The organism is Streptomyces uncialis (assembly GCF_036250755.1).
In the GTDB taxonomy this organism is placed as follows: domain Bacteria; phylum Actinomycetota; class Actinomycetes; order Streptomycetales; family Streptomycetaceae; genus Streptomyces; species Streptomyces uncialis.
In genome coordinates this window covers 2,848,859-2,866,286 of record NZ_CP109583.1, presented here as the reverse complement: position 1 = coordinate 2,866,286, position 17,428 = coordinate 2,848,859, and the positions used below count along the sequence as shown (strand labels likewise).

The window sequence follows — 17,428 nt, the reverse complement described above, 5'->3', positions numbered from 1 at the left end:
TCACCATGAGTGCTTCCCCGTCCCCGTCCGCTGACGGAGTCCTGCGTGTGGAGAAGGGGTACGCCGAGCCGGAGGAGGTGGCCGCGCTGACGGCGATCCTGCTCGCGCGGGCCGCGGCCGGCGGGGCTCCGGCGGGGCACTCCGTGGGCCGTGGGGTGGCCAAGGCGGGGTGGCGGCGGCTGGAGCGGCAGCACGGGTTCCGGGCGCCGCACAGCTGGCAGGGCTGACGCAGTCCGAGGTCTCCGTCGCGGTTCGTGCCGCGCCGGTCATGGCTCCCCGCGTGCGGGGCGCCCGCTGACCGGCGCGGCACGAACCGCTTCGCGCGTTTCCGGGCCCTGCGGCCGGCCCTCCGTGGCCCGCGCCCCTGGGTTCGTCCACCGCGCCGTACTTGTTCCCGTACGGGCCGTCCGTGGGTGCGCAGTTCCCCGCGCCCCTGGATGCTGCCCCTCCGGGCCGTTCCTCGGGCGCGGGCCGGTCCTCGTCTTCGCGCAGTTCCCCGCGCCCCTTCGGGGGCACCTGCCTGGCCGCGCCATTCACCTGCGGGAGCGGGTGCGCCCCAAAGGAAGCGGGCCCACCGGTGGACCCCCAGGGCCGAGAGGAACCGCGCACCCACGGACCCACCTGTACAGGTACAAGTACGTTCACAGGGGATGACCTAGGGGCGCGGGGAACTGCGCACCCACCGAGCGACCCGCACCGGAACAAGTGCGACGAGCCGGACGAACCCAGGGGCGCGGGGAACTGCGCACCCCCGTCCGACCCGCACGGGAACAAGTACGCCCAGGTGTGGAACCCCAGGGAGCCGGGGGGCCAGGGAAACGGGGGAGCCCGGGAACGGGGGAGCCGTCCCGGGGAGGCCGGGACGGCTCGGGTGGGGCGGGGTCAGCGCAGGCGGGCCATCAGGGCGTGCTCGACCAACGTGATCAGCGCACTCTTCGCATCGGCACGATGCCTCGCGTCGGTCGTGATGATCGGTGTGTCGGGCCCGATCTGAAGCGCCTCACGCACCTCGTCCGGCGTGTAAGGCTGACTGCCGTCGAAGCCGTTGAGGGCGATGACGAAGGGCAGTCCGGAGTTCTCGAAGTAGTCGACCGCGGGGAAGCAGTCGGCGAGCCTGCGGGTGTCGACAAGGACGACGGCGCCGATCGCGCCGCGTACGAGGTCGTCCCACATGAACCAGAACCGGTCCTGTCCGGGAGTACCGAACAGGTAGAGGATCAGGTCCTGGTCGAGCGTGATGCGGCCGAAGTCCATGGCCACCGTCGTGGTGGTCTTGTCCCCCGTGTGCGTGAGGTCGTCGATACCGGCCGAGGCCGAGGTCATCACGGCCTCGGTACGCAGCGGATTGATCTCCGAGACCGCGCCCACGAACGTGGTCTTGCCCACGCCGAACCCGCCCGCCACCACGATCTTCGCGCTGGTGGTCGACCGGGCGGGTCCGCCGCTAGAGCTTGCGAAGTCCACTGAGCACCCTTTCGAGCAATGTCACGTCTGGCTGGCCGCCGGCGTTCTCGTCGCCGCCGGGCTGATGGATGGCGACCAGGCCCGCCTCCGCCAAATCGGCGACGAGAATCCTGGCCACACCGAGAGGGATGGTCAGCAGCGCCGATACCTCGGCGATCGACTTGACCTCACGGCAGAGATTGCAGATCCGCTGATGCTCCGGCAACTGCCCCTGGAGCTGATGCGGTTGAGCTGTGGTGTGCACCAACGCCTCGATGGCGAGCTGGTACCGCGGCCTGGTACGGCCGCCCGTCATGGCGTACGGGCGGACGAGGGGATTGGCCGGGGAACCCGCGGGCGCCGGTTCGGGCGCCCGACGCTGGTGCTGTACGGGTGGGACACGGGGTACACGGGGTTGGCGCGGTTCGTAGGGCGAGGGACCCTGGGGCTGCTGGGGGTAGGGCCGCTGATGCCGGGGGCTGGGCGTGGAGGGGAAGTTGTACGGGTTCTGCGAGCCGTTGCCGTGCCCTTGGCTGTAGGGCCAGCTGCCCGAGGAACCGTCCGGGGGTGTCGCCACTTCGTCCTCCTCCTGCTGTACCGGGCACCCAGAGCTGTGGAGCCGCGTCCCGAAACCTTACGGCCCAGGGACACACGTACGCATCGCCTCGTGGTCGGTGGGGGTCGCCCCGCCCGGGAATTGTCCCGATTCCCGGAAGGCCCCGCACCTACCGCTCAGTTGAGCAGGCTGCCCTGGAGTTCGGCGCGCAGATCCGGCGTCAGCACCGAACCCGCGCGGTCCACCAGCAGTGCCATCTCGTACCCCACGAGACCGATATCGGCCTCGGGGTGCGCGAGGACGGCCAGCGACGAGCCGTCCGAGACTGACATGATGAAGAGGAAGCCGCGCTCCATCTCCACCACGGTCTGATTGACACTGCCGCCTTCGAAGATCCGGGACGCCCCCGCCGTGAGCGAGGTCAGACCGGAGGCGACCGCGGCGAGTTGGTCCGCGCGGTCACGGGGGAAACCTTCGGACATCGCCAGAAGGAGTCCGTCGGCGGAGACCACCACCGTGTGGGACACCCCGGGGGTGTTGTCCACGAAGTTGGTGATCAACCAGTTCAGGTTCTGTGCCGCCTGGCTCATCGGGCTCACACTAACGCTCCTGGTCGTAGGTACTCCCAGAACCACTGCGGTCGTCCTCAGTGTTCTGGCCGTTCTTCTCACTCCCCGCCTGACGCCCCCGCTGAACACCCTGGCGCAGATTGCTCAGCCTGCCCCGGACGTCCTCGGGGGCCCGGGAGACCTGGGGGCCGCCCTGCGGGGTCTGCTCCGCGGTGCCCTCGACCAGGTTGGCCCGGGGCACCCGCCGCGGCAGCCCGGAGGAGGTGACCCCGCCCGCCTTGGGTTTACGGAGCTGCTCGGCGCGCTGCCACCGCTCGTCGTTCGTCGAGCGCCAGTCCACGACACCGGTGCCGTCGGTCCCGGACGGCTCGTCCTGCTCCGCCCGTTCCTGACCGCCGTCGTCCCGGACGGGGTCCGCCGGCCATGGCCGGTCTTCGCTCGCGGCGCCGTTGCCGTCCGCTGGGGAACCGCGTCGCGGCAGACCGGCGCCGGTCAGCGATTGTCCGGTGGACGCGGCCGTACCGGGACGGTCGAAGCCTACGCGTTCCGGCGCACCCGCGTCAGCGGGCCCGACGGATTCCGGATAGGGCGTTCCCTCCTGCTGGAGGCCCTGCGGGTACCCGTTCAGGGGCTGCTGGTCGGCCTGGGGGGCGCCGGTGCCGTAGCCGCTGTAGGGGTCCGTCCCGAATCCGGCCGGATCTTGCTGTGCCGCGTCCGGATACGGGGTCTGCCGGTACTCGCCGGCCGACTGGAAGAAGGGGTCGTCGTAGCCGCCGCGCCGGGTGGGCTCGTAGCTGTTCGTGGCCGGTTCGTATCCGTCGGACGGGGCTGTGTATCCGTCCGGTGCAGGCGTGTAACCGTCCGGCGAGGGCGCGTAGCCGCTCTGCGGGTCGTAACCGGTGGGCTGGTCGTAGCCGTCCGGCTGCGGGTACCCGTCGTACGGCTGCTGGGTGTCCGCGCCGTGACCGGGGGCGTATCCCGGTCCTTCGGCGGTGCCGGGGCGGCCGTCACCGGCCTCCTGCGCGGCCCTGCGCTCCTCGCGCAGCAGGGAACGGCCGACCGGGTCGGGATCGCCGGAGCCGTCGGGGACCGCGGCGTAGCGGCTGTCGTCGAAGCCGAGTTCGGCGGCGGTGCGCAGCGGGGGCTGCTGGTAGGACTGCGGCCCGGGGAGCCCGGCCTGCGTCTGCGGCGCCGGGACGCCGGCCGGGCCGTCGCCGGGGTGCGCCGCTCCGCCGCCGCCGTGGGTGATGACATCGGGCAGCATGACGAGCGACGTGGTCCCGGCCTGCTCGCCCGAGGGGCGGAGCTGGACGCGGATACCGTGCCGGTCGGCGAGCCTGCCGACCACGAACAGGCCCATGCGCTGGGAGATCGCGGCGTCCACGGTCGGCGGGTTGGCCAGCTTGTGGTTGATGTCCGCGAAGTCCTCGGGGGTCAGCCCGATGCCCTTGTCATGGATCTCGATCATGATCCGGCCGTCGGGCAGCCGGGTCGCGGTGACCTTGACCTTGGTCTGCGGGGACGAGAACGTCGTCGCGTTCTCCAGCAGCTCGGAGAGCAGATGCACCAGGTCGGTGACCGAGCGGCCGTGGATGTCGGCCTCGGGGACCCCGGACAGCTCGATCCGCTCGTACTGCTCGACCTCCGAGGCGGCGGCGCGCAGCACGTCGACGAGGGCGACCGGCTGGTCCCAGCGGCTGCCCGGCTCCTCGCCCGCGAGGATGAGCAGGTTCTCGCCGTTGCGCCGCATCCGGGTGGCGAGGTGGTCGAGCCGGAACAGGTTCTCCAGCTGGTCCGGGTCGGCCTCGTTGTTCTCCAGGTCCGTGATGAGGGTGAGCTGGCCCTCGATGAGGGACTGGTTGCGGCGGGAGAGATTGGTGAAGATCGCGTTGATGTTGCCCCGCAGCAGGGCCTGTTCGGCGGCGAGCCGGACGGCTTCGCGGTGCACCTGGTCGAAGGCGCGGGCGACCTCGCCTATCTCGTCCGTGGTGTGGATCGGGATCGGCTGGACCCGGGTGTCGACGCGGCCGGGCTCGGTGCGCGAGAGCTGGTCGACGAGCATCGGCAGCCGTTGTTCGGCGACGCCGAACGCGGCGCTGCGCAGCTGCCGCATGGCCCGGCTCATCTGCCGGGCCATGAGTCCGGCCAGGACGAAGGCGGTGAGCAGGGCGAGCACGACGGCCCCGCCGGTGATGAGGGTGTCGCGGCGCGCGGTGTCCGCGATGCCGGCGGCCTCGTTCACGGCCTTGTCGGCCAGGTCCGCCTCGATGGTGCGGTAGCCGTTGAACTTGAGGGTGTTCACCGCCCACCAGTTGTCGGCGGTGACGCCGTCACCGGCGAGCTTCTCGCGGGCGCCCTTGGAGGTGTCGGGCAGGGCGGCCATGGCGGCCACCATCTCGGTGGTCGAGGGCGGTGCCTCGTAGTCGGTCCCGCTAGCGGTGGCCTCGGCGGCGGCCTTCTCGACCTGGGCCTCGTGATCGCTCTTGATCTTGGCGGTGACCCGTTCCAGCTCGGCCATGTCCTCGGGGGTGCCGCCCCCCGCGTACTCGTCCATGGCGATGCCCTCAAGGTAGGCATAGCTGCTGAGGGCGAGCCGCTGGCGGGCCAGGTCGGCGGGGGCGGGGCCGGGCTCGACCAGGATGTGCGTACCGACGGAGCGCTGGAGGGAGGCCGCGGCCTTGCCCAGCGAGATGGCGTACACGGTCCGGCCGTAGCTGGTGATGTTGCCGGTGCCGAGGCCGAGCTCGTTGGCGAACTCCATCAGCGGGTGCTGGACCTCGACATAGCCCTCCTCGGTCTGCACCCCGGGGAGCTTGGCGGTGTAGGCGTCGGCGCGCAGGTCGGCGAGATCGCCCTCGACCTTGCGGAAGGTCTCCAGCCTGCGCAGCAGACCGTCCTTGCGGGGCATGTCCCGGGCGGCGGTGTCGAAGGCGTTCGCCGCCTTGTCGGTCTCCTGCCGGGCCTTGATGACGGCCGGGTCGTCCGTGCGGCCCCGGAGCAGGGGCACGGCGGAGACATCGCGTTCGTCGAGCAGCTGGTTGGCGTAGGTGAGGGAGGCCCGGACCAGCCGGGCGGTCGCCTCCGCGTCCTCCGCCTCGTTCCAGGTGTCGATCGATCCCTTGACCTGGAACCCGCCCATGACGAGTCCGACGAGGACGGGTATCAGGAGGATGGCGTTCAGCCGGGTCGGGACCCGCCAGTTGCGCGGTGAGAGACGTCCGCCAGTGGGTCCGGCGGGAGGCGGTGGGGTGGAGCCGGGCCGGGACGCGTCGGACCCGGCCGCTCGGGGCGGCGGCGTGAAATTGCCCCGCGCCGAGGGCTCGGGACCGTTCTTGCTTCGCCTCACTCGACCAACAACCTCTCGGCGCCGGCACCGATCCTGTGCCGCATCGTCGTCTCCGGGCTGCCCTTGGCTACTGGGCAGTTCAGCGCATTCCAGCACGTCAGGCTGTGCGATTCCAAACAGTCGGAAGCGACGGTTCCGGCTCCGTGAGGTGACAGATAAAAGGGATATAAAGAGCGAGCCCCGCCAAAAGGCGGGGCTCTTTGTGGCACAGCGGCACCAGTCGACTGCGACACGTGGCGGGCCGTGCTCGAATTCTCTGTCGAAATGTTATGAACACCGTGACCCGCCGTGTCAAACCCCACAGCGGGCGTCCGTACTCCTACGACAACTGCCGTATACAACTTCCTACTTGGCTGCTACCGCAGCCGGGCCATCAGGGCGTGCTCGACCAGTGTGATCAGGCCACTCTTCGCGTCGGCGCGGTGCCTCGCGTCGGTGGTGATGATCGGTGTGTCGGGCCCGATCTGAAGCGCCTCACGGACCTCGTCGGGGGTGTAGGGCTGGTGTCCGTCGAAGCCGTTGAGGGCGATGACGAAGGGCAGTCCGGAGTTCTCGAAGTAGTCGACCGCGGGGAAGCAGTCGGCGAGCCTGCGGGTGTCGACGAGGACGACGGCGCCGATCGCGCCGCGTACGAGGTCGTCCCACATGAACCAGAACCGGTCCTGTCCGGGGGTGCCGAACAGGTACAGGATCAGGTCCTGGTCGAGCGTGATGCGGCCGAAGTCCATGGCCACCGTGGTGGTGGTCTTGTCCCCGGTGTGGGTCAGGTCGTCGATGCCCGCGCTCGCGGACGTCATGACGGCCTCGGTACGCAGCGGGTTGATCTCCGAGACCGCGCCGACGAACGTGGTCTTGCCCACGCCGAACCCGCCCGCCACCACGATCTTCGCGGAGGTGGTCGAGCGCGTAGCCGAGTCAGAGCTTGCGAAGTCCACTGAGCACCCTTTCGAGCAGTGTCACATCAGGCTGGCCACCGGCGTTCTCGTCGCCACCGGGCTGATGGATGGCGACCAGGCCCGCCTCCGCCAGGTCCGCGACCAGGATCCGGGCCACACCGAGCGGCATCGACAGCAGCGCCGAGACCTCGGCGACGGACTTGACCTCACGGCACAGATGGCAGATCCGCTGGTGCTCGGGGAGCAGCCCCATCAGCGCGGCGGGATCCGCGGTCGTGCTCACGAGGGCCTCGATGGCCAGCTGGTACCGCGGCCTGGTCCGGCCGCCGGTCATCGCGTACGGACGCACCAGCGGCTGGTCGCCTTCGTGCCCGTACGGCGCGTGATGTGAGGCTCCGTACGGATCGTGAGAGGCGGTTGGCGGGGTCATGAATCCTCCGGGCGGGACAGCAGGGAGTCTGCGTGCCGTCTGACAGAGCCGGTGGGGGGACCGAGTGGCGGCCGGACGGTGGACGGGCGTTCGATCGGCGATCGGACGGACAGGACGGACGAGACCAGGAAACGAGAAGGCGGGCGACCCGCGTCAGCGGGTCAGTGGAGCAGACTGCCCTGGAGCTCGGCGCGCAGGTCCGGGGTGAGTACCGCACCCGCCCGGTCGACCAGGAGAGCCATCTCGTATCCGACGAGACCGATGTCGCACTCGGGGTGCGCGAGGACGGCCAGCGAGGAGCCGTCCGACACCTGCATGATGAAGAGGAAGCCGCGCTCCATCTCCACCACCGTCTGGGTGACGGTGCCGCCCTCGAAGATGCGGGACGCGCCCGCCGTGAGCGAGGTCAGACCGGAGGCGACCGCGGCGAGTTGGTCGGCCCGGTCACGGGGGAAGCCTTCGGACATCGCCAGAAGGAGTCCGTCGGCGGAGACCACCACCGTGTGGGACACCCCGGGGGTGTTGTCCACGAAGTTGGTGATCAACCAGTTCAGGTTCTGTGCCGCCTGGCTCATCGGGCTCAACTTAGTGCTCCTGCTGGTGAGTGGGGCGGGGGTGGTTGCCGGTCGACTGGCCGGTGTTGGCCTGCCGCCCCTGCTGGATGCCCCTACGGAGATTGGTCAGCCGTCCGCGTACGTCGTCAGGCGCACGCGACACCTGCGGACCGGTCTGGTGCTGCTGTTGCTGAGCCGTGCCCGCCACGAGGTTCGCGCGCGGCACCCGGCGCGGCAGCCCGGAGGTGGTGATACCACCCGCGGTGGGCTGGCGCACCCGTTCGGCCTGCCGGACGAGCTCGTCATTGGGTGACGTCCGCCAGGAACCCGTACCACCCTGCCCCGGACCCTGGCCGGGGCCGGGACGGGCGCTGTTCTGATCGCCGGTGGGGGTGTCCGCGGACCGGGCCGGCAGCGAGGGCCGCGGGCCCTGCCCCGGATGTCCGGACTGTTCGGGCTGTCCCTGCGGAACCGCCTGCTCACCGAGGGTACCGTCCGATTCCGGCCGCTCCGCCCGCTGGCCACGGAACCAGTCCGTCTCCAGCGTGTCGAACAGCGGGGTACGGCCGTCCCCGGGGCCCGCCGGAGGCAGCGCCTCCGGCTCGGTGGGCCGGTTCTGCCGCGGCGCCTCGGGGCCGTGGCCCTGCTGCGCCGGCGGCCTGCCGTACTCCGGCGCCGGACGTTCGAACTGCCCGGTGTCCGACGGGTCCTGACCGTAACCGCCGGGCCCGCCCTGCCCGCGGTCGTCGTAGCCGGTCACCTGGGGCACCGGGAACTGCCCGGTGTCCGACGGGTCCTGGCCCGCCGGCGCGCCGAAGACGTCCGAGCGGACGTACGGCCCGTCCTCCCCCTCGCCGGAGCGGGTGACACCCGGGTCCGGACTCGGGGAACCGAAGTCCTGCGGAGGCGGCGCGTCGTAGTCGGGACGCGTGAACTCCGAGGTCGCGCCCGCCTGCTGCCGGTCGTCGACCGGCGGGAACGCCGAGGTGTCGACGGGCGGCGCGGCGGAGTACTCGTCGAAGCGCGGGAACTGCGTGGTGGAGTCGTGCTCCTCATGACCCCGGGGGGAGTCCTGCGGGGCACGCGGCACCGGCGGCTGCGCGGTCCCGTCGCTCCAGCTCGGCGCCCGCTGGGCGTCGCCGCCGCCGGGCAGCTCGGCGCGCGGCGCGCCGCGCGCGGGGAGCTGCGGCCTGCGACCGCGCTGCCGGGAGGGGTCCTGGCCCTGGCCCGGACCGCCGGGACGGCCGTCCTGACGCTCGGCGCCCGGGGGCCGGGCACCGAATCCGTCGAAGCCGTCGCCGCGCCGGGGAGCGCCCTGGCGTCCGCCGGACGGGTCGTCCGGGAAACCGTCCTGCCGGGGGCCGTTGCCGAAGCCCGGCGCCCCGTCGAAGGCCCCGGGTCCGCCCTGCCCCGGAACACCCTGACCGCGGTCCGCGTACGGCAGCCCCTGGTGCTGGCCCTGGCCGGGGCGCTGGCCCTGGTTCGGTCCGTACCCCGGGCCCTGCTGGCCCGGCTGGCCACCCTGGCCGCCGGGACGGCCGGGCAGGCCGCTTCCGGTGCTCTGGAGTCCCTGCGGTCCCGCCGGGCCCTGGCCGAAGGCGCCCGCTCCCGCGGGGGCCGGACGGCCGCCGGGGACCTGCGGAGCACCGTCCCGGCCGGGCAGCGCGGCCCGGGGACCGCCCTGCGGACCGGGGCCGAGGTACCCGGGGGTGCCGGGGCCGTTGCCGACCGACGGGCCGGGGCCGCGGCGGGCGGCGGCCGCGCCGGCCGAGGCCTGCGCGGCGGCCGGGCCACCGGGGATACCGGGCGTGCCGGGCTTGCCGACCGGGGGCTTCTTGTTGCCCTGGGCGACGTCCACGGGAAGCATGACGAGCGCGGTGGTGCCACCGGAGTCCGAGGGCCGCAGCTGGATCCGGATGCCGTGCCGCTGGGACAGCCGGCCGACCACGAACAGACCCATGCGGCGGGAGACGGAGACATCCACGGTGGGCGGCGACGCCAGCCGCTCGTTGATCGCCGCGAGGTCCTCCGGCGACAGACCGATACCGGTGTCGTGGATCTCGATCAGCACCCGGCCGTCGGGCAGCGCGTGCCCGGTGACCTTGACCTTGGTCTGCGGGGAGGAGAACGACGTGGCGTTCTCCAGCAGCTCGGCGAGCAGGTGGACGAGGTCGTTGACGACCCGGCCGGCGACCTCGGTGCCGGGCACCGAGGACAGCTCGATCCGCTCGTACTGCTCCACCTCGGACGCGGCGGCACGCAGCACGTCGACCAGCGGCACCGGCCGGGTCCAGCGGCGGCCGGGCTCCTCACCGGCGAGGACCAGGAGGTTCTCGCCGTTACGGCGCATACGGGTCGCGAGGTGGTCGAGCTTGAACAGCGACGACAGCTGGTCGGGGTCGGCCTCGCGGGACTCCAGCTCGGAGATGAGCGAGAGCTGACGCTGGATGAGGCCCTGGGAACGGCGCGACAGGTTGGTGAACATCGCGTTGACGTTGCCCCGCAGCAGGGCCTGCTCGGCGGCCAGCCGGACCGCCTCGCGGTGCACGTCGTCGAAGGCCGCGGCCACCTGGCCGATCTCGTCCCGGGAGTGCACACCGACCGACTCGACGGAGGTGTCGACGTCCTGCGGGTCCGACTCGGACAGCTGCTTGACCAGCTCGGGCAGCCGGTCCTGGGCGACCTTCGTCGCGGTGTCCTGGAGCCGCCGCAGCGAGCGGATCATGGAGCGCGCCACGATGAACGCGCCGACCAGCGAGACACCGAGCACGAGCAGGATCACGGCACCGCTGATGATCGCGCCCTGCTCCGACTCGTCGCGCAGCTCGCGGGCCTTGTCCTCCATCTCGCCGAGCAGGGTCCGCTCGATGTTGGTCATCGCGTTGATCTTGGTGGTACTGGCGTCGAGCCAGTCCTTGTACGAGCGCTTCTTGCTGTTCTCCATGGCGCCGGGCGACTCCAGGACCCGATCGGCGTAGGCCATCGACTCCTTGATGTTGGAGTTGCCGTCGTCGATCGGCTTGAGGAGTTCCTTGGCGTCGCCCTCGTAGATCGTCTTGAAGCCGGTGAGCTCCGCGTCCTCCTTGCTGAACGCGTTCGCCGCGTAGCGCCGGTCCAGCTCGGAGAGACTGCCCTTGTCCTTGTTGTTCGCGGGGAGGGCCGCGGCGATGACCGCGCGCTGCACCGACGCGTACTCCTTGGCGGACGAGAACGCCGCCAGGGCGCGGGTGCGCTGGACCATCTCCGGGTTGCTGGTCGCCTGCGCCATGTCCTGCGAGAGGGCCAGCAGCTCCTCGATGAGCATGCTGTAGGCGTCGACGGTCTGCGAGGACGAGTTGCGGTCCGTGTACGCCGCCGCGCGGGCGTCGCTGAGGCCGCGGAGCTGGCTGGCGATCTGGCGGACCGAGGAGTTGATCCCCTCCAGGCCCTCCCGCCCGCCGACGTCGTCGATCGGCTTGGTGCCTTCGAGGAAGGCCTGACGGGCCCGGTCGGTTTTGTCCCGGGGGCCCTTGACGTCGAAGTCGGAGGCCTTGCCGCCGTGCGCGAGGGGACCGGCGGAGCTGTCACGCTCGTCCTGGAGCGCGGCGGCGAGCTGGGTGGCCTGCTTGGTCAGGTCCGTCAGCAGCTTCATGTTGTCGAGCTGCTGGATGTCGTCCATCGACTGGTTGATCCGCAGGGCGCCCAGCGAGGTCGCGGCGACCACGGGGAGGGCGAGCAGCGAGACGAGCCGGGTGGAGATGCGCCAGTTGCGCAGCGCGACACGGGAGCCGGTGTTGTGGGGGCCCTTGCCCTTGGACTTCGCCTTGGGGGCCGGGGGCGGGCCGCCCGCGGGGCCGGGGCCGGGGCCGGGGCCGCCGGGCGCGGACTGGCGGGCGGAGTCCGCGCTGCCGATCATGGACACGGGTCCTGGGTTCTGGGCGTGCTGGGGCGAGGAGCCACGGTCGGTCCCGCCGCGCGGCTCCGGCTCCGCCGGACCGCTGCCATCCCTCTTGAAACGTCCCTGCACTAGCGTCGCAACCTCTGGACCAGGCGTCCCCCCGCAGTGCGGTGGGACGGTGTCGGCGTCAAGCAGGAGCACCGCGTGTTGCCGTGTCCTGTGGTGGTCGTGAGTGACCGGCGCTGCCCCCACCCGCCGCTCACTCGGCGCTTCGCTGCGCCCCCTGTGCGCCGGTTGGTTCCCGCGGCGGTCCCGGGAATTCCAGCACAGTGCCGGATCTCCAACAAGAGCGGAGGGCCAGGCTGTGACCTCGGTGACGCGCAGTGAGGCCCGGGTCACCGGACGTAGAACCTTATCTGGTGCACAACGGACAAATTGCTACGAGGTGCAGGAGGTGTCCGGGTGTCCCAGTCGCGATGATCGGGAGCGGAATGACGGCTTCGGGTGGGTAATGCCCCTTTCACTCCCACTCGACCCTCATGTTAAATGTCGGAAATATCCCCTGGGTCGTGAGCAAACTCACACCCTGTTTCCTGCGTCATCCTGCCGCAGTCGGGGAATTGCGCGTTTAGCCTGACGCTTTACACCGTCGGCAGTAATGACAACCCGTGCGCCGGGAGCGCCATGTGGCGGGCCCGGCGTCCCGAATCAGGACAGGGTCCGCACTCAGATGAAGACCACGATGCTGCTCCGCAACACCGCCAATCCGCGTCGTACCACGCTGGCGCATGTCGATGATGTCGCGGAGTTCCGGGGTGGGGGCGAGGCGCTGGTGCACTCGCTCGATCTGCCGGCCCAGACGGCCAACCCCCGCCGCACCATCCTCATGACCCCGCCCGCGCCGTTCGTGCCGTCCCCGGCGTAACGCCTTCGCTTGCGCTTCTGAGGTTTCTCCCGCTGGGCGTGCTTCGTTCCTGTGCGGTCGCTCGGTGGTTTCGCGGTTCCCCGCGGGTCGCCTTCGCTTGCGCTTCCCAGGTCTGTCCGGCCTTGCGCACTTGTTCCTGTGCCGTCGTTCGTGGGTTTGCGCAGTTCCCCGCGCCCCTGTCGGGGCGCTGCCTGTCTGGTGTTGTCGGTCGGGTGCGGGGCGGTTCTCGTTCTTGCGCAGTTCCCCGCGCCCCTTTGGGGCGCGTCCGGCTTGTTCTTCGGGTCGGTGCCGGTCGGGATTCTCCGTCCTCGCTCCAACGCGCTCGGTACGACGTCCAGCGGAGCTACTGAAGAGCATCGGAGTCTGCGGGCAGAGATTCCCGCCCACCCCCTCCGGCAGCAGCGCGACTGCGGGAGGAAGGGGGTGCCCCTTCAGGGGCGCGGGGAACTGCGCAAAAATGAGGGCGACCCGCACCCGAAGAGCGACCGCAAGTGGGCAGCACCTCAGGGGCGCGGGGAACTGCGCACCCCCGTCCGACCCGCACGGGAACAGGTACGCCCAGGTGTGCAACCCCAGGGGCGCGGGGAACTGCGCACCCACCGAGCGACGGCACAGGGACAAGTGCGCCCAGCACAGGAGACCCGGGGGCGCGAGCGAAGGCGACCTGCGGGGAACTGCGCACCCCCGTCCGACCCGCACGGGAACAGGTACGCCCAGGTGTGGAACCCCAGGGGCGCGGGGAACTGCGCAAAAGCGAGGACGGCCCCGCACCCGAAGAGCGACCGCAAGTGGGCAGCACCTCAGGGGCGCGGGGAACTGCGCACCCCCGTCCGACCCGCACGGGAACAGGTACGCCCAGGTGTGGAACCCCAGGGGCGCGAGGAACTGCGCAAAAGCGAGGGCGGCCCCGCACCCGAAGAGCGACCGCAAGTGGGCAGCACCCCAGGGGCGCGGGGAACTGCGCACCCACGAACGACCTGTGCGGGGACAAGTGCGCCCAGCGCAGGAAACCCGGGGGGCGCGAGCGAAGGCGACCTGAGCGTTAGCCTGGGGCTTCACCGGTCCAGCGGAAAGAAAGGGGCGCCAGCCACCGTGCGCATCGCCAGATTCTCCATCGACGGCAATGTGGCCTTCGGCGTGGTCGAGGGCGACAGCCCGCCCGGCTCCACCGACGGTCTGGTCCTCAACATCATCAAGGGCATCCCGTTCGCGGAGTTCGAGACGACCGGCACCAGGGTCCCCCTGAACCAGGTCCGTCTGCTCCCCCCGGTCCTCCCCAGCAAGGTCATCGGCATCGGCCGCAACTACGCCGAGCACGCCGCGGAACTGGGCAACGAGGTCCCCGCCACCCCCGTCGCCTTCCTCAAGCCGAGCACCTCGGTGATCGGCGACGGCGACGGCATCGCGTACCCGTCCTTCTCGCAGGAGGTCCACTACGAGGCCGAACTGGCCGTGGTGATCGGACGCCTCTGCCGCGATGTCCCGCACGAGCGGGTCAAGGACGTGATCCTCGGTTTCACCTGCGCCAACGACGTCACCGCGCGTGACATCCAGCGCAGCGACAACCAGTGGTCGCGTGCGAAGGGCTTCGACACCTCGTGCCCGCTCGGCCCCTGGGTCGAGACCGGCATCGACCTGGCGACCGCGGCGAACCTGACCCTCCAGTGCACGGTCAACGGACAGCAGCGCCAGCTCGGCAGCACCAGCGACATGGTCAGGTCGGTCGAGGACCTGATCGTCCATGTCTCCGAGGCCATGACGCTCCTCCCCGGGGACGTCATCCTCACGGGCACCCCCGCCGGGGTCGGCCCCCTGAACGTCGGCGACGAGGTCGCCGTCTCCATCGAAGGCATCGGCACTCTCACCAACAAGGTGATCACGCGTGGTTAACGGACCCGTCCGTGTACGTTTCTGTCCCTCGCCGACCGGCAACCCCCATGTGGGCCTGGTCCGCACCGCCCTCTTCAACTGGGCGTACGCCCGGCACGAGAAGGGCACCCTCGTCCTGCGCATCGAGGACACCGACGCGGCCCGAGACTCGGAGGAGTCGTACGAGCAGCTCCTCGACTCGCTGCGCTGGCTCGGGCTCGACTGGGACGAGGGCCCCGAGGTCGGCGGTCCGCACACCCCGTACCGGCAGTCGCAGCGCATGGACATCTACGCCGACGTCGCGGACAAGCTCCGCGCGGCCGGTCACGCGTACCCCTGCTACTGCACCACCGAGGAGCTGGACGCGCGCCGCGACGCCGCCCGCGCCGCCGGCAAGCCCTCCGGGTACGACGGCCACTGCCGTGACCTCACCGATGAGCGGAAGGCCGCGTACGAGGCCGAGGGCCGTACCCCGATCACCCGGTTCCGGATGCCGGACGGGCCGATCACCTTCACGGACCTGGTCCGCGGCGAACTGACCTTCACCCCGGAGAACGTCCCGGACTACGGCATCGTCCGTGCCAACGGCGCCCCCCTGTACACGCTCGTCAACCCCGTCGACGACGCCCTCATGGGGATCACCCACGTGCTGCGCGGCGAGGACCTGCTGTCCTCCACCCCCCGCCAGATCGCGCTCTACCAGGCGCTCATCGGACTGGGCCTGGCCGAGGCCGTCCCCGCGTTCGGGCACCTGCCGTACGTGATGGGCGAGGGCAACAAGAAGCTGTCCAAGCGTGACCCGCAGTCCTCGCTCAACCTCTACCGTGAGCGCGGCTTCCTGCCCGAGGGACTGCTCAACTACCTCTCGCTGCTCGGCTGGTCCTTCTCCGCCGACCAGGACGTCTTCTCCATCGACCAGATGGTCGCGGCCTTCGACATCGCCGACGTGAACGCCAACCCGGCGCGCTTCGACCTCAAGAAGGCCGAGTCCATCAACGCCGACCACATCCGGCTGCTCGATGTGAAGACCTTCGCCGAGGCCTGCGAACCGTGGCTGCGCGCGCCGCACGCCCCCTGGGCGCCCGAGGACTTCGACCGGACCGCGTGGGAGGCCATCGCCCCGCATGCCCAGACCCGGCTCACCGTCCTGTCGGACATCACCGCCAACGTCGACTTCCTGTTCCTGAAGGAGCCCGTCGCGGACGAGGCGTCCTGGCAGAAGGCCATGAAGGAGGGCTCCGACGCCCTGCTGCGCACGGCCCGCGCCAAGCTCGCCGACGCCGACTGGAGCAGCCCCGAGTCGCTCAAGGGAGCCGTCCTCGCGGCGGGCGAGGAGCACGGCCTCAAGCTCGGCAAGGCCCAGGCCCCGGTCCGGGTGGCCGTCACCGGCCGTACGGTCGGCCTGCCGCTCTTCGAGTCGCTGGAGGTCCTGGGCAAGGACCGTGCCCTGGCCCGGATCGACGCGGCACTGGTGAAGCTGGCGGGCTGACGGTTACCGTCGGCGTATGAGCATCCGCGCCGTGGTGTGGGACATCGACGACACGATCTTCGACTACACCACGGCGGACCGCGCCGGGATGCGGAGTCATCTGAGAGCCGAGGGCCTGCTGGAGCGGTACGGGACCGCCGAGCGGGCCCTCGCGCTGTGGCGGGAGGTCACGAACGCCCAGTGGCGGCGGTTCGAGGCGGGCGGGGTGTCCTTCGAGGACCAGCGCCGGGACCGCGTCCGGATCTTTCTCGACGCCCCGCTCACCGACGCGCAGGCGGACGACTGGTTCCACCGGTACGTGGCCTACTACCAGGACGCCTGGGCCCTCTTCCCGGACGTCCTGCCCGCCCTGGACGCCCTGGCCGGCAGCCACCGGCACGCGGTGCTGTCGAACTCCTCCCTGCGCAACCAGGACCACAAACTGCGGGTCCTCGGCGTCCACGACCGCTTCGAGTCGGTGCTGTGCGCCGCCGAGCTGGGCATCGCCAAACCCGCCGCCGAGGCGTTCCACGCCGCGTGTGACGCTCTGCGACTGCCCGCCCACGAAGTGGCGTACGTGGGTGATCAGCCGGAGATCGACGCCGTGGGCGCGGAGGCCGCCGGGCTCTTCTCCGTATGGCTCGATCGCGGGCTGTGGACGGCGGAGGTCCCGCCGGGGCTGCGCCGGATCACCTCGCTCGCCGAACTCCCCGCGCTGCTCCGCGCGGATACCCGTTTTGGAGCGCCGTCCACCTTCGGGTAATGTTCTTCCTGCGCCGCCCGAGAGGGCCGAGAAGGTCCGGCCGGGAAGCGCGATACCGAACAAGATCCCCGCGAGGGGGTTGCGTCGCGGTGGCCTATGGTGTAATTGGCAGCACGACTGATTCTGGTTCAGTTAGTCTAGGTTCGAGTCCTGGTAGGCCAGCTCGCAGAGCTTATCTGCATCGCCCCCGTTGTGTAGCGGCCTAGCACGCTGCCCTCTCAAGGCAGTAGCGCCGGTTCGAATCCGGTCGGGGGTACTGATCCATCCCGCATGATCGCCAGGTAGCTCCTGCCGACCCAGCGGTGACAACACCCGGTGATGAGCCGGGTGGGATCGCCAGGCCCCCGTTGTGTAGCGGCCTAGCACGCCGCCCTCTCAAGGCGGTAGCGCCGGTTCGAATCCGGTCGGGGGTACGCACTCGGTCCAGTAATCCGGACCAGCCATGGCCTATGGTGTAATTGGCAGCACGACTGATTCTGGTTCAGTTAGTTTAGGTTCGAGTCCTGGTAGGCCAGCGCGGTTCCGCTCACCCCAAGCACCTTCCGTGCGTGGGTGACGGGCAGCACAGTACGACTCAGGCCCCCGTTGTGTAGCGGCCTAGCACGCCGCCCTCTCAAGGCGGTAGCGCCGGTTCGAATCCGGTCGGGGGTACCAGAGCTGTAGCGAAGAAGGGCCCTCCCCACGGGGAGGGCCCTTCTCGTGCACCCCCGGGGCCGGGGCCGGTCCCTGCCG

The 17,428-nt window shown here is 70.8% G+C and carries 13 protein-coding genes and 5 tRNA genes; 10 read left to right on the top strand and 8 right to left on the bottom strand.

Features of this window, described 5'->3' with window-relative positions; all coding sequences use genetic code 11:
• Positions 1 to 5 precede the first annotated feature (5 nt).
• On the top strand, positions 6 to 227 hold the full coding sequence (locus OG711_RS11630) for an acyl-CoA carboxylase subunit epsilon (protein WP_073793271.1): 222 nt from the start codon (positions 6 to 8) through the stop codon (positions 225 to 227).
• 655 nt (positions 228 to 882) lie between these two features.
• Here OG711_RS11630 and OG711_RS11625 read toward each other — a convergent pair.
• From OG711_RS11625 to OG711_RS11590, 8 genes are all read right to left on the bottom strand, one after another.
• A complete protein-coding gene (locus tag OG711_RS11625; RefSeq protein WP_073793272.1) occupies positions 883 to 1,464 on the bottom strand; it encodes a GTP-binding protein in 582 nt (193 codons plus the stop codon).
• Positions 1,445 to 2,020 (bottom strand): DUF742 domain-containing protein, encoded by a 576-nt coding sequence (locus OG711_RS11620; protein ID WP_073793273.1) that lies wholly within the window; start codon positions 2,018 to 2,020, stop codon positions 1,445 to 1,447. Before OG711_RS11620 ends, OG711_RS11625 begins: the two co-directional genes overlap by 20 nt.
• A 155-nt stretch (positions 2,021 to 2,175) precedes the next feature.
• Positions 2,176 to 2,589 (bottom strand): roadblock/LC7 domain-containing protein, encoded by a 414-nt coding sequence (locus OG711_RS11615; RefSeq protein ID WP_073793419.1) that lies wholly within the window; start codon positions 2,587 to 2,589, stop codon positions 2,176 to 2,178.
• Positions 2,590 to 2,599: 10 nt separating this feature from the next.
• Positions 2,600 to 5,914: a sensor histidine kinase gene (locus OG711_RS11610; protein WP_329559196.1), complete on the bottom strand. Its 3,315-nt coding sequence runs from the start codon at positions 5,912 to 5,914 to the stop codon at positions 2,600 to 2,602.
• Positions 5,915 to 6,270: 356 nt separating this feature from the next.
• Entirely contained in the window at positions 6,271 to 6,849 is a 579-nt protein-coding gene (locus OG711_RS11605; RefSeq protein WP_073793275.1) for a GTP-binding protein, read from the bottom strand.
• Positions 6,830 to 7,240, bottom strand: coding sequence for a DUF742 domain-containing protein (locus OG711_RS11600; RefSeq protein ID WP_073793276.1), 411 nt, complete (start codon positions 7,238 to 7,240; stop codon positions 6,830 to 6,832). The genes OG711_RS11605 and OG711_RS11600 overlap by 20 nt, the downstream gene beginning before the upstream one ends.
• Before the next feature lie 161 nt (positions 7,241 to 7,401).
• Positions 7,402 to 7,815 carry a roadblock/LC7 domain-containing protein gene (locus OG711_RS11595; protein WP_073793420.1) on the bottom strand — a complete coding sequence of 138 codons (414 nt, stop codon included), beginning with the start codon at positions 7,813 to 7,815 and terminating at the stop codon, positions 7,402 to 7,404.
• A 10-nt stretch (positions 7,816 to 7,825) separates the two neighbouring features.
• Positions 7,826 to 11,800 (bottom strand): sensor histidine kinase, encoded by a 3,975-nt coding sequence (locus OG711_RS11590; protein WP_329559195.1) that lies wholly within the window; start codon positions 11,798 to 11,800, stop codon positions 7,826 to 7,828.
• Between the two features lie 601 nt (positions 11,801 to 12,401).
• On the opposite strand from OG711_RS11590, the gene OG711_RS11585 reads away from it, so the two are divergent.
• From OG711_RS11585 to OG711_RS11545, 9 genes are all read left to right on the top strand, one after another.
• Positions 12,402 to 12,596, top strand: a complete 195-nt coding sequence (locus OG711_RS11585) for a hypothetical protein (protein ID WP_073793278.1) — start codon at positions 12,402 to 12,404, stop codon at positions 12,594 to 12,596.
• A 1,092-nt stretch (positions 12,597 to 13,688) separates the two neighbouring features.
• On the top strand, positions 13,689 to 14,486 hold the full coding sequence (locus tag OG711_RS11580; RefSeq protein WP_073793279.1) for a fumarylacetoacetate hydrolase family protein: 798 nt from the start codon (positions 13,689 to 13,691) through the stop codon (positions 14,484 to 14,486).
• Complete coding sequence (gltX, locus tag OG711_RS11575) at positions 14,479 to 15,954, top strand: glutamate--tRNA ligase (protein ID WP_073793280.1); 1,476 nt, start codon at positions 14,479 to 14,481, stop codon at positions 15,952 to 15,954. The genes OG711_RS11580 and gltX overlap by 8 nt, the downstream gene beginning before the upstream one ends.
• Positions 15,955 to 15,970: 16 nt before the next feature.
• A complete protein-coding gene (locus OG711_RS11570) occupies positions 15,971 to 16,696 on the top strand; it encodes an HAD family hydrolase (RefSeq protein WP_073793281.1) in 726 nt (241 codons plus the stop codon).
• Positions 16,697 to 16,786: 90 nt separating this feature from the next.
• Positions 16,787 to 16,858 (top strand) — tRNA-Gln (locus OG711_RS11565).
• A 21-nt stretch (positions 16,859 to 16,879) separates the two neighbouring features.
• Positions 16,880 to 16,952, top strand: a tRNA-Glu gene (locus OG711_RS11560).
• Between the two features lie 84 nt (positions 16,953 to 17,036).
• A tRNA-Glu gene (locus OG711_RS11555) sits at positions 17,037 to 17,109 on the top strand.
• 30 nt (positions 17,110 to 17,139) lie between these two features.
• A tRNA-Gln gene (locus OG711_RS11550) sits at positions 17,140 to 17,211 on the top strand.
• A gap of 63 nt (positions 17,212 to 17,274) precedes the next feature.
• Positions 17,275 to 17,350 (top strand) — tRNA-Glu (locus OG711_RS11545).
• The last annotated feature ends 78 nt before the right edge of the window (positions 17,351 to 17,428 follow it).

Excerpts from the sequence above, each read along its gene's own strand:
- OG711_RS11630 (WP_073793271.1), top strand. The coding sequence starts at position 6 with ATGAGTGCTTCCCCGTCCCCGTCCGCTGACGGAGTCCTGCGTGTGGAG.
- OG711_RS11615 (WP_073793419.1), bottom strand. The coding sequence starts at position 2,589 with ATGAGCCAGGCGGCACAGAACCTGAACTGGTTGATCACCAACTTCGTG.
- OG711_RS11600 (WP_073793276.1), bottom strand. The coding sequence starts at position 7,240 with ATGACCCCGCCAACCGCCTCTCACGATCCGTACGGAGCCTCACATCAC.
- OG711_RS11595 (WP_073793420.1), bottom strand. The coding sequence starts at position 7,815 with ATGAGCCAGGCGGCACAGAACCTGAACTGGTTGATCACCAACTTCGTG.
- OG711_RS11585 (WP_073793278.1), top strand. The coding sequence starts at position 12,402 with ATGAAGACCACGATGCTGCTCCGCAACACCGCCAATCCGCGTCGTACC.
- OG711_RS11570 (WP_073793281.1), top strand. The coding sequence starts at position 15,971 with ATGAGCATCCGCGCCGTGGTGTGGGACATCGACGACACGATCTTCGAC.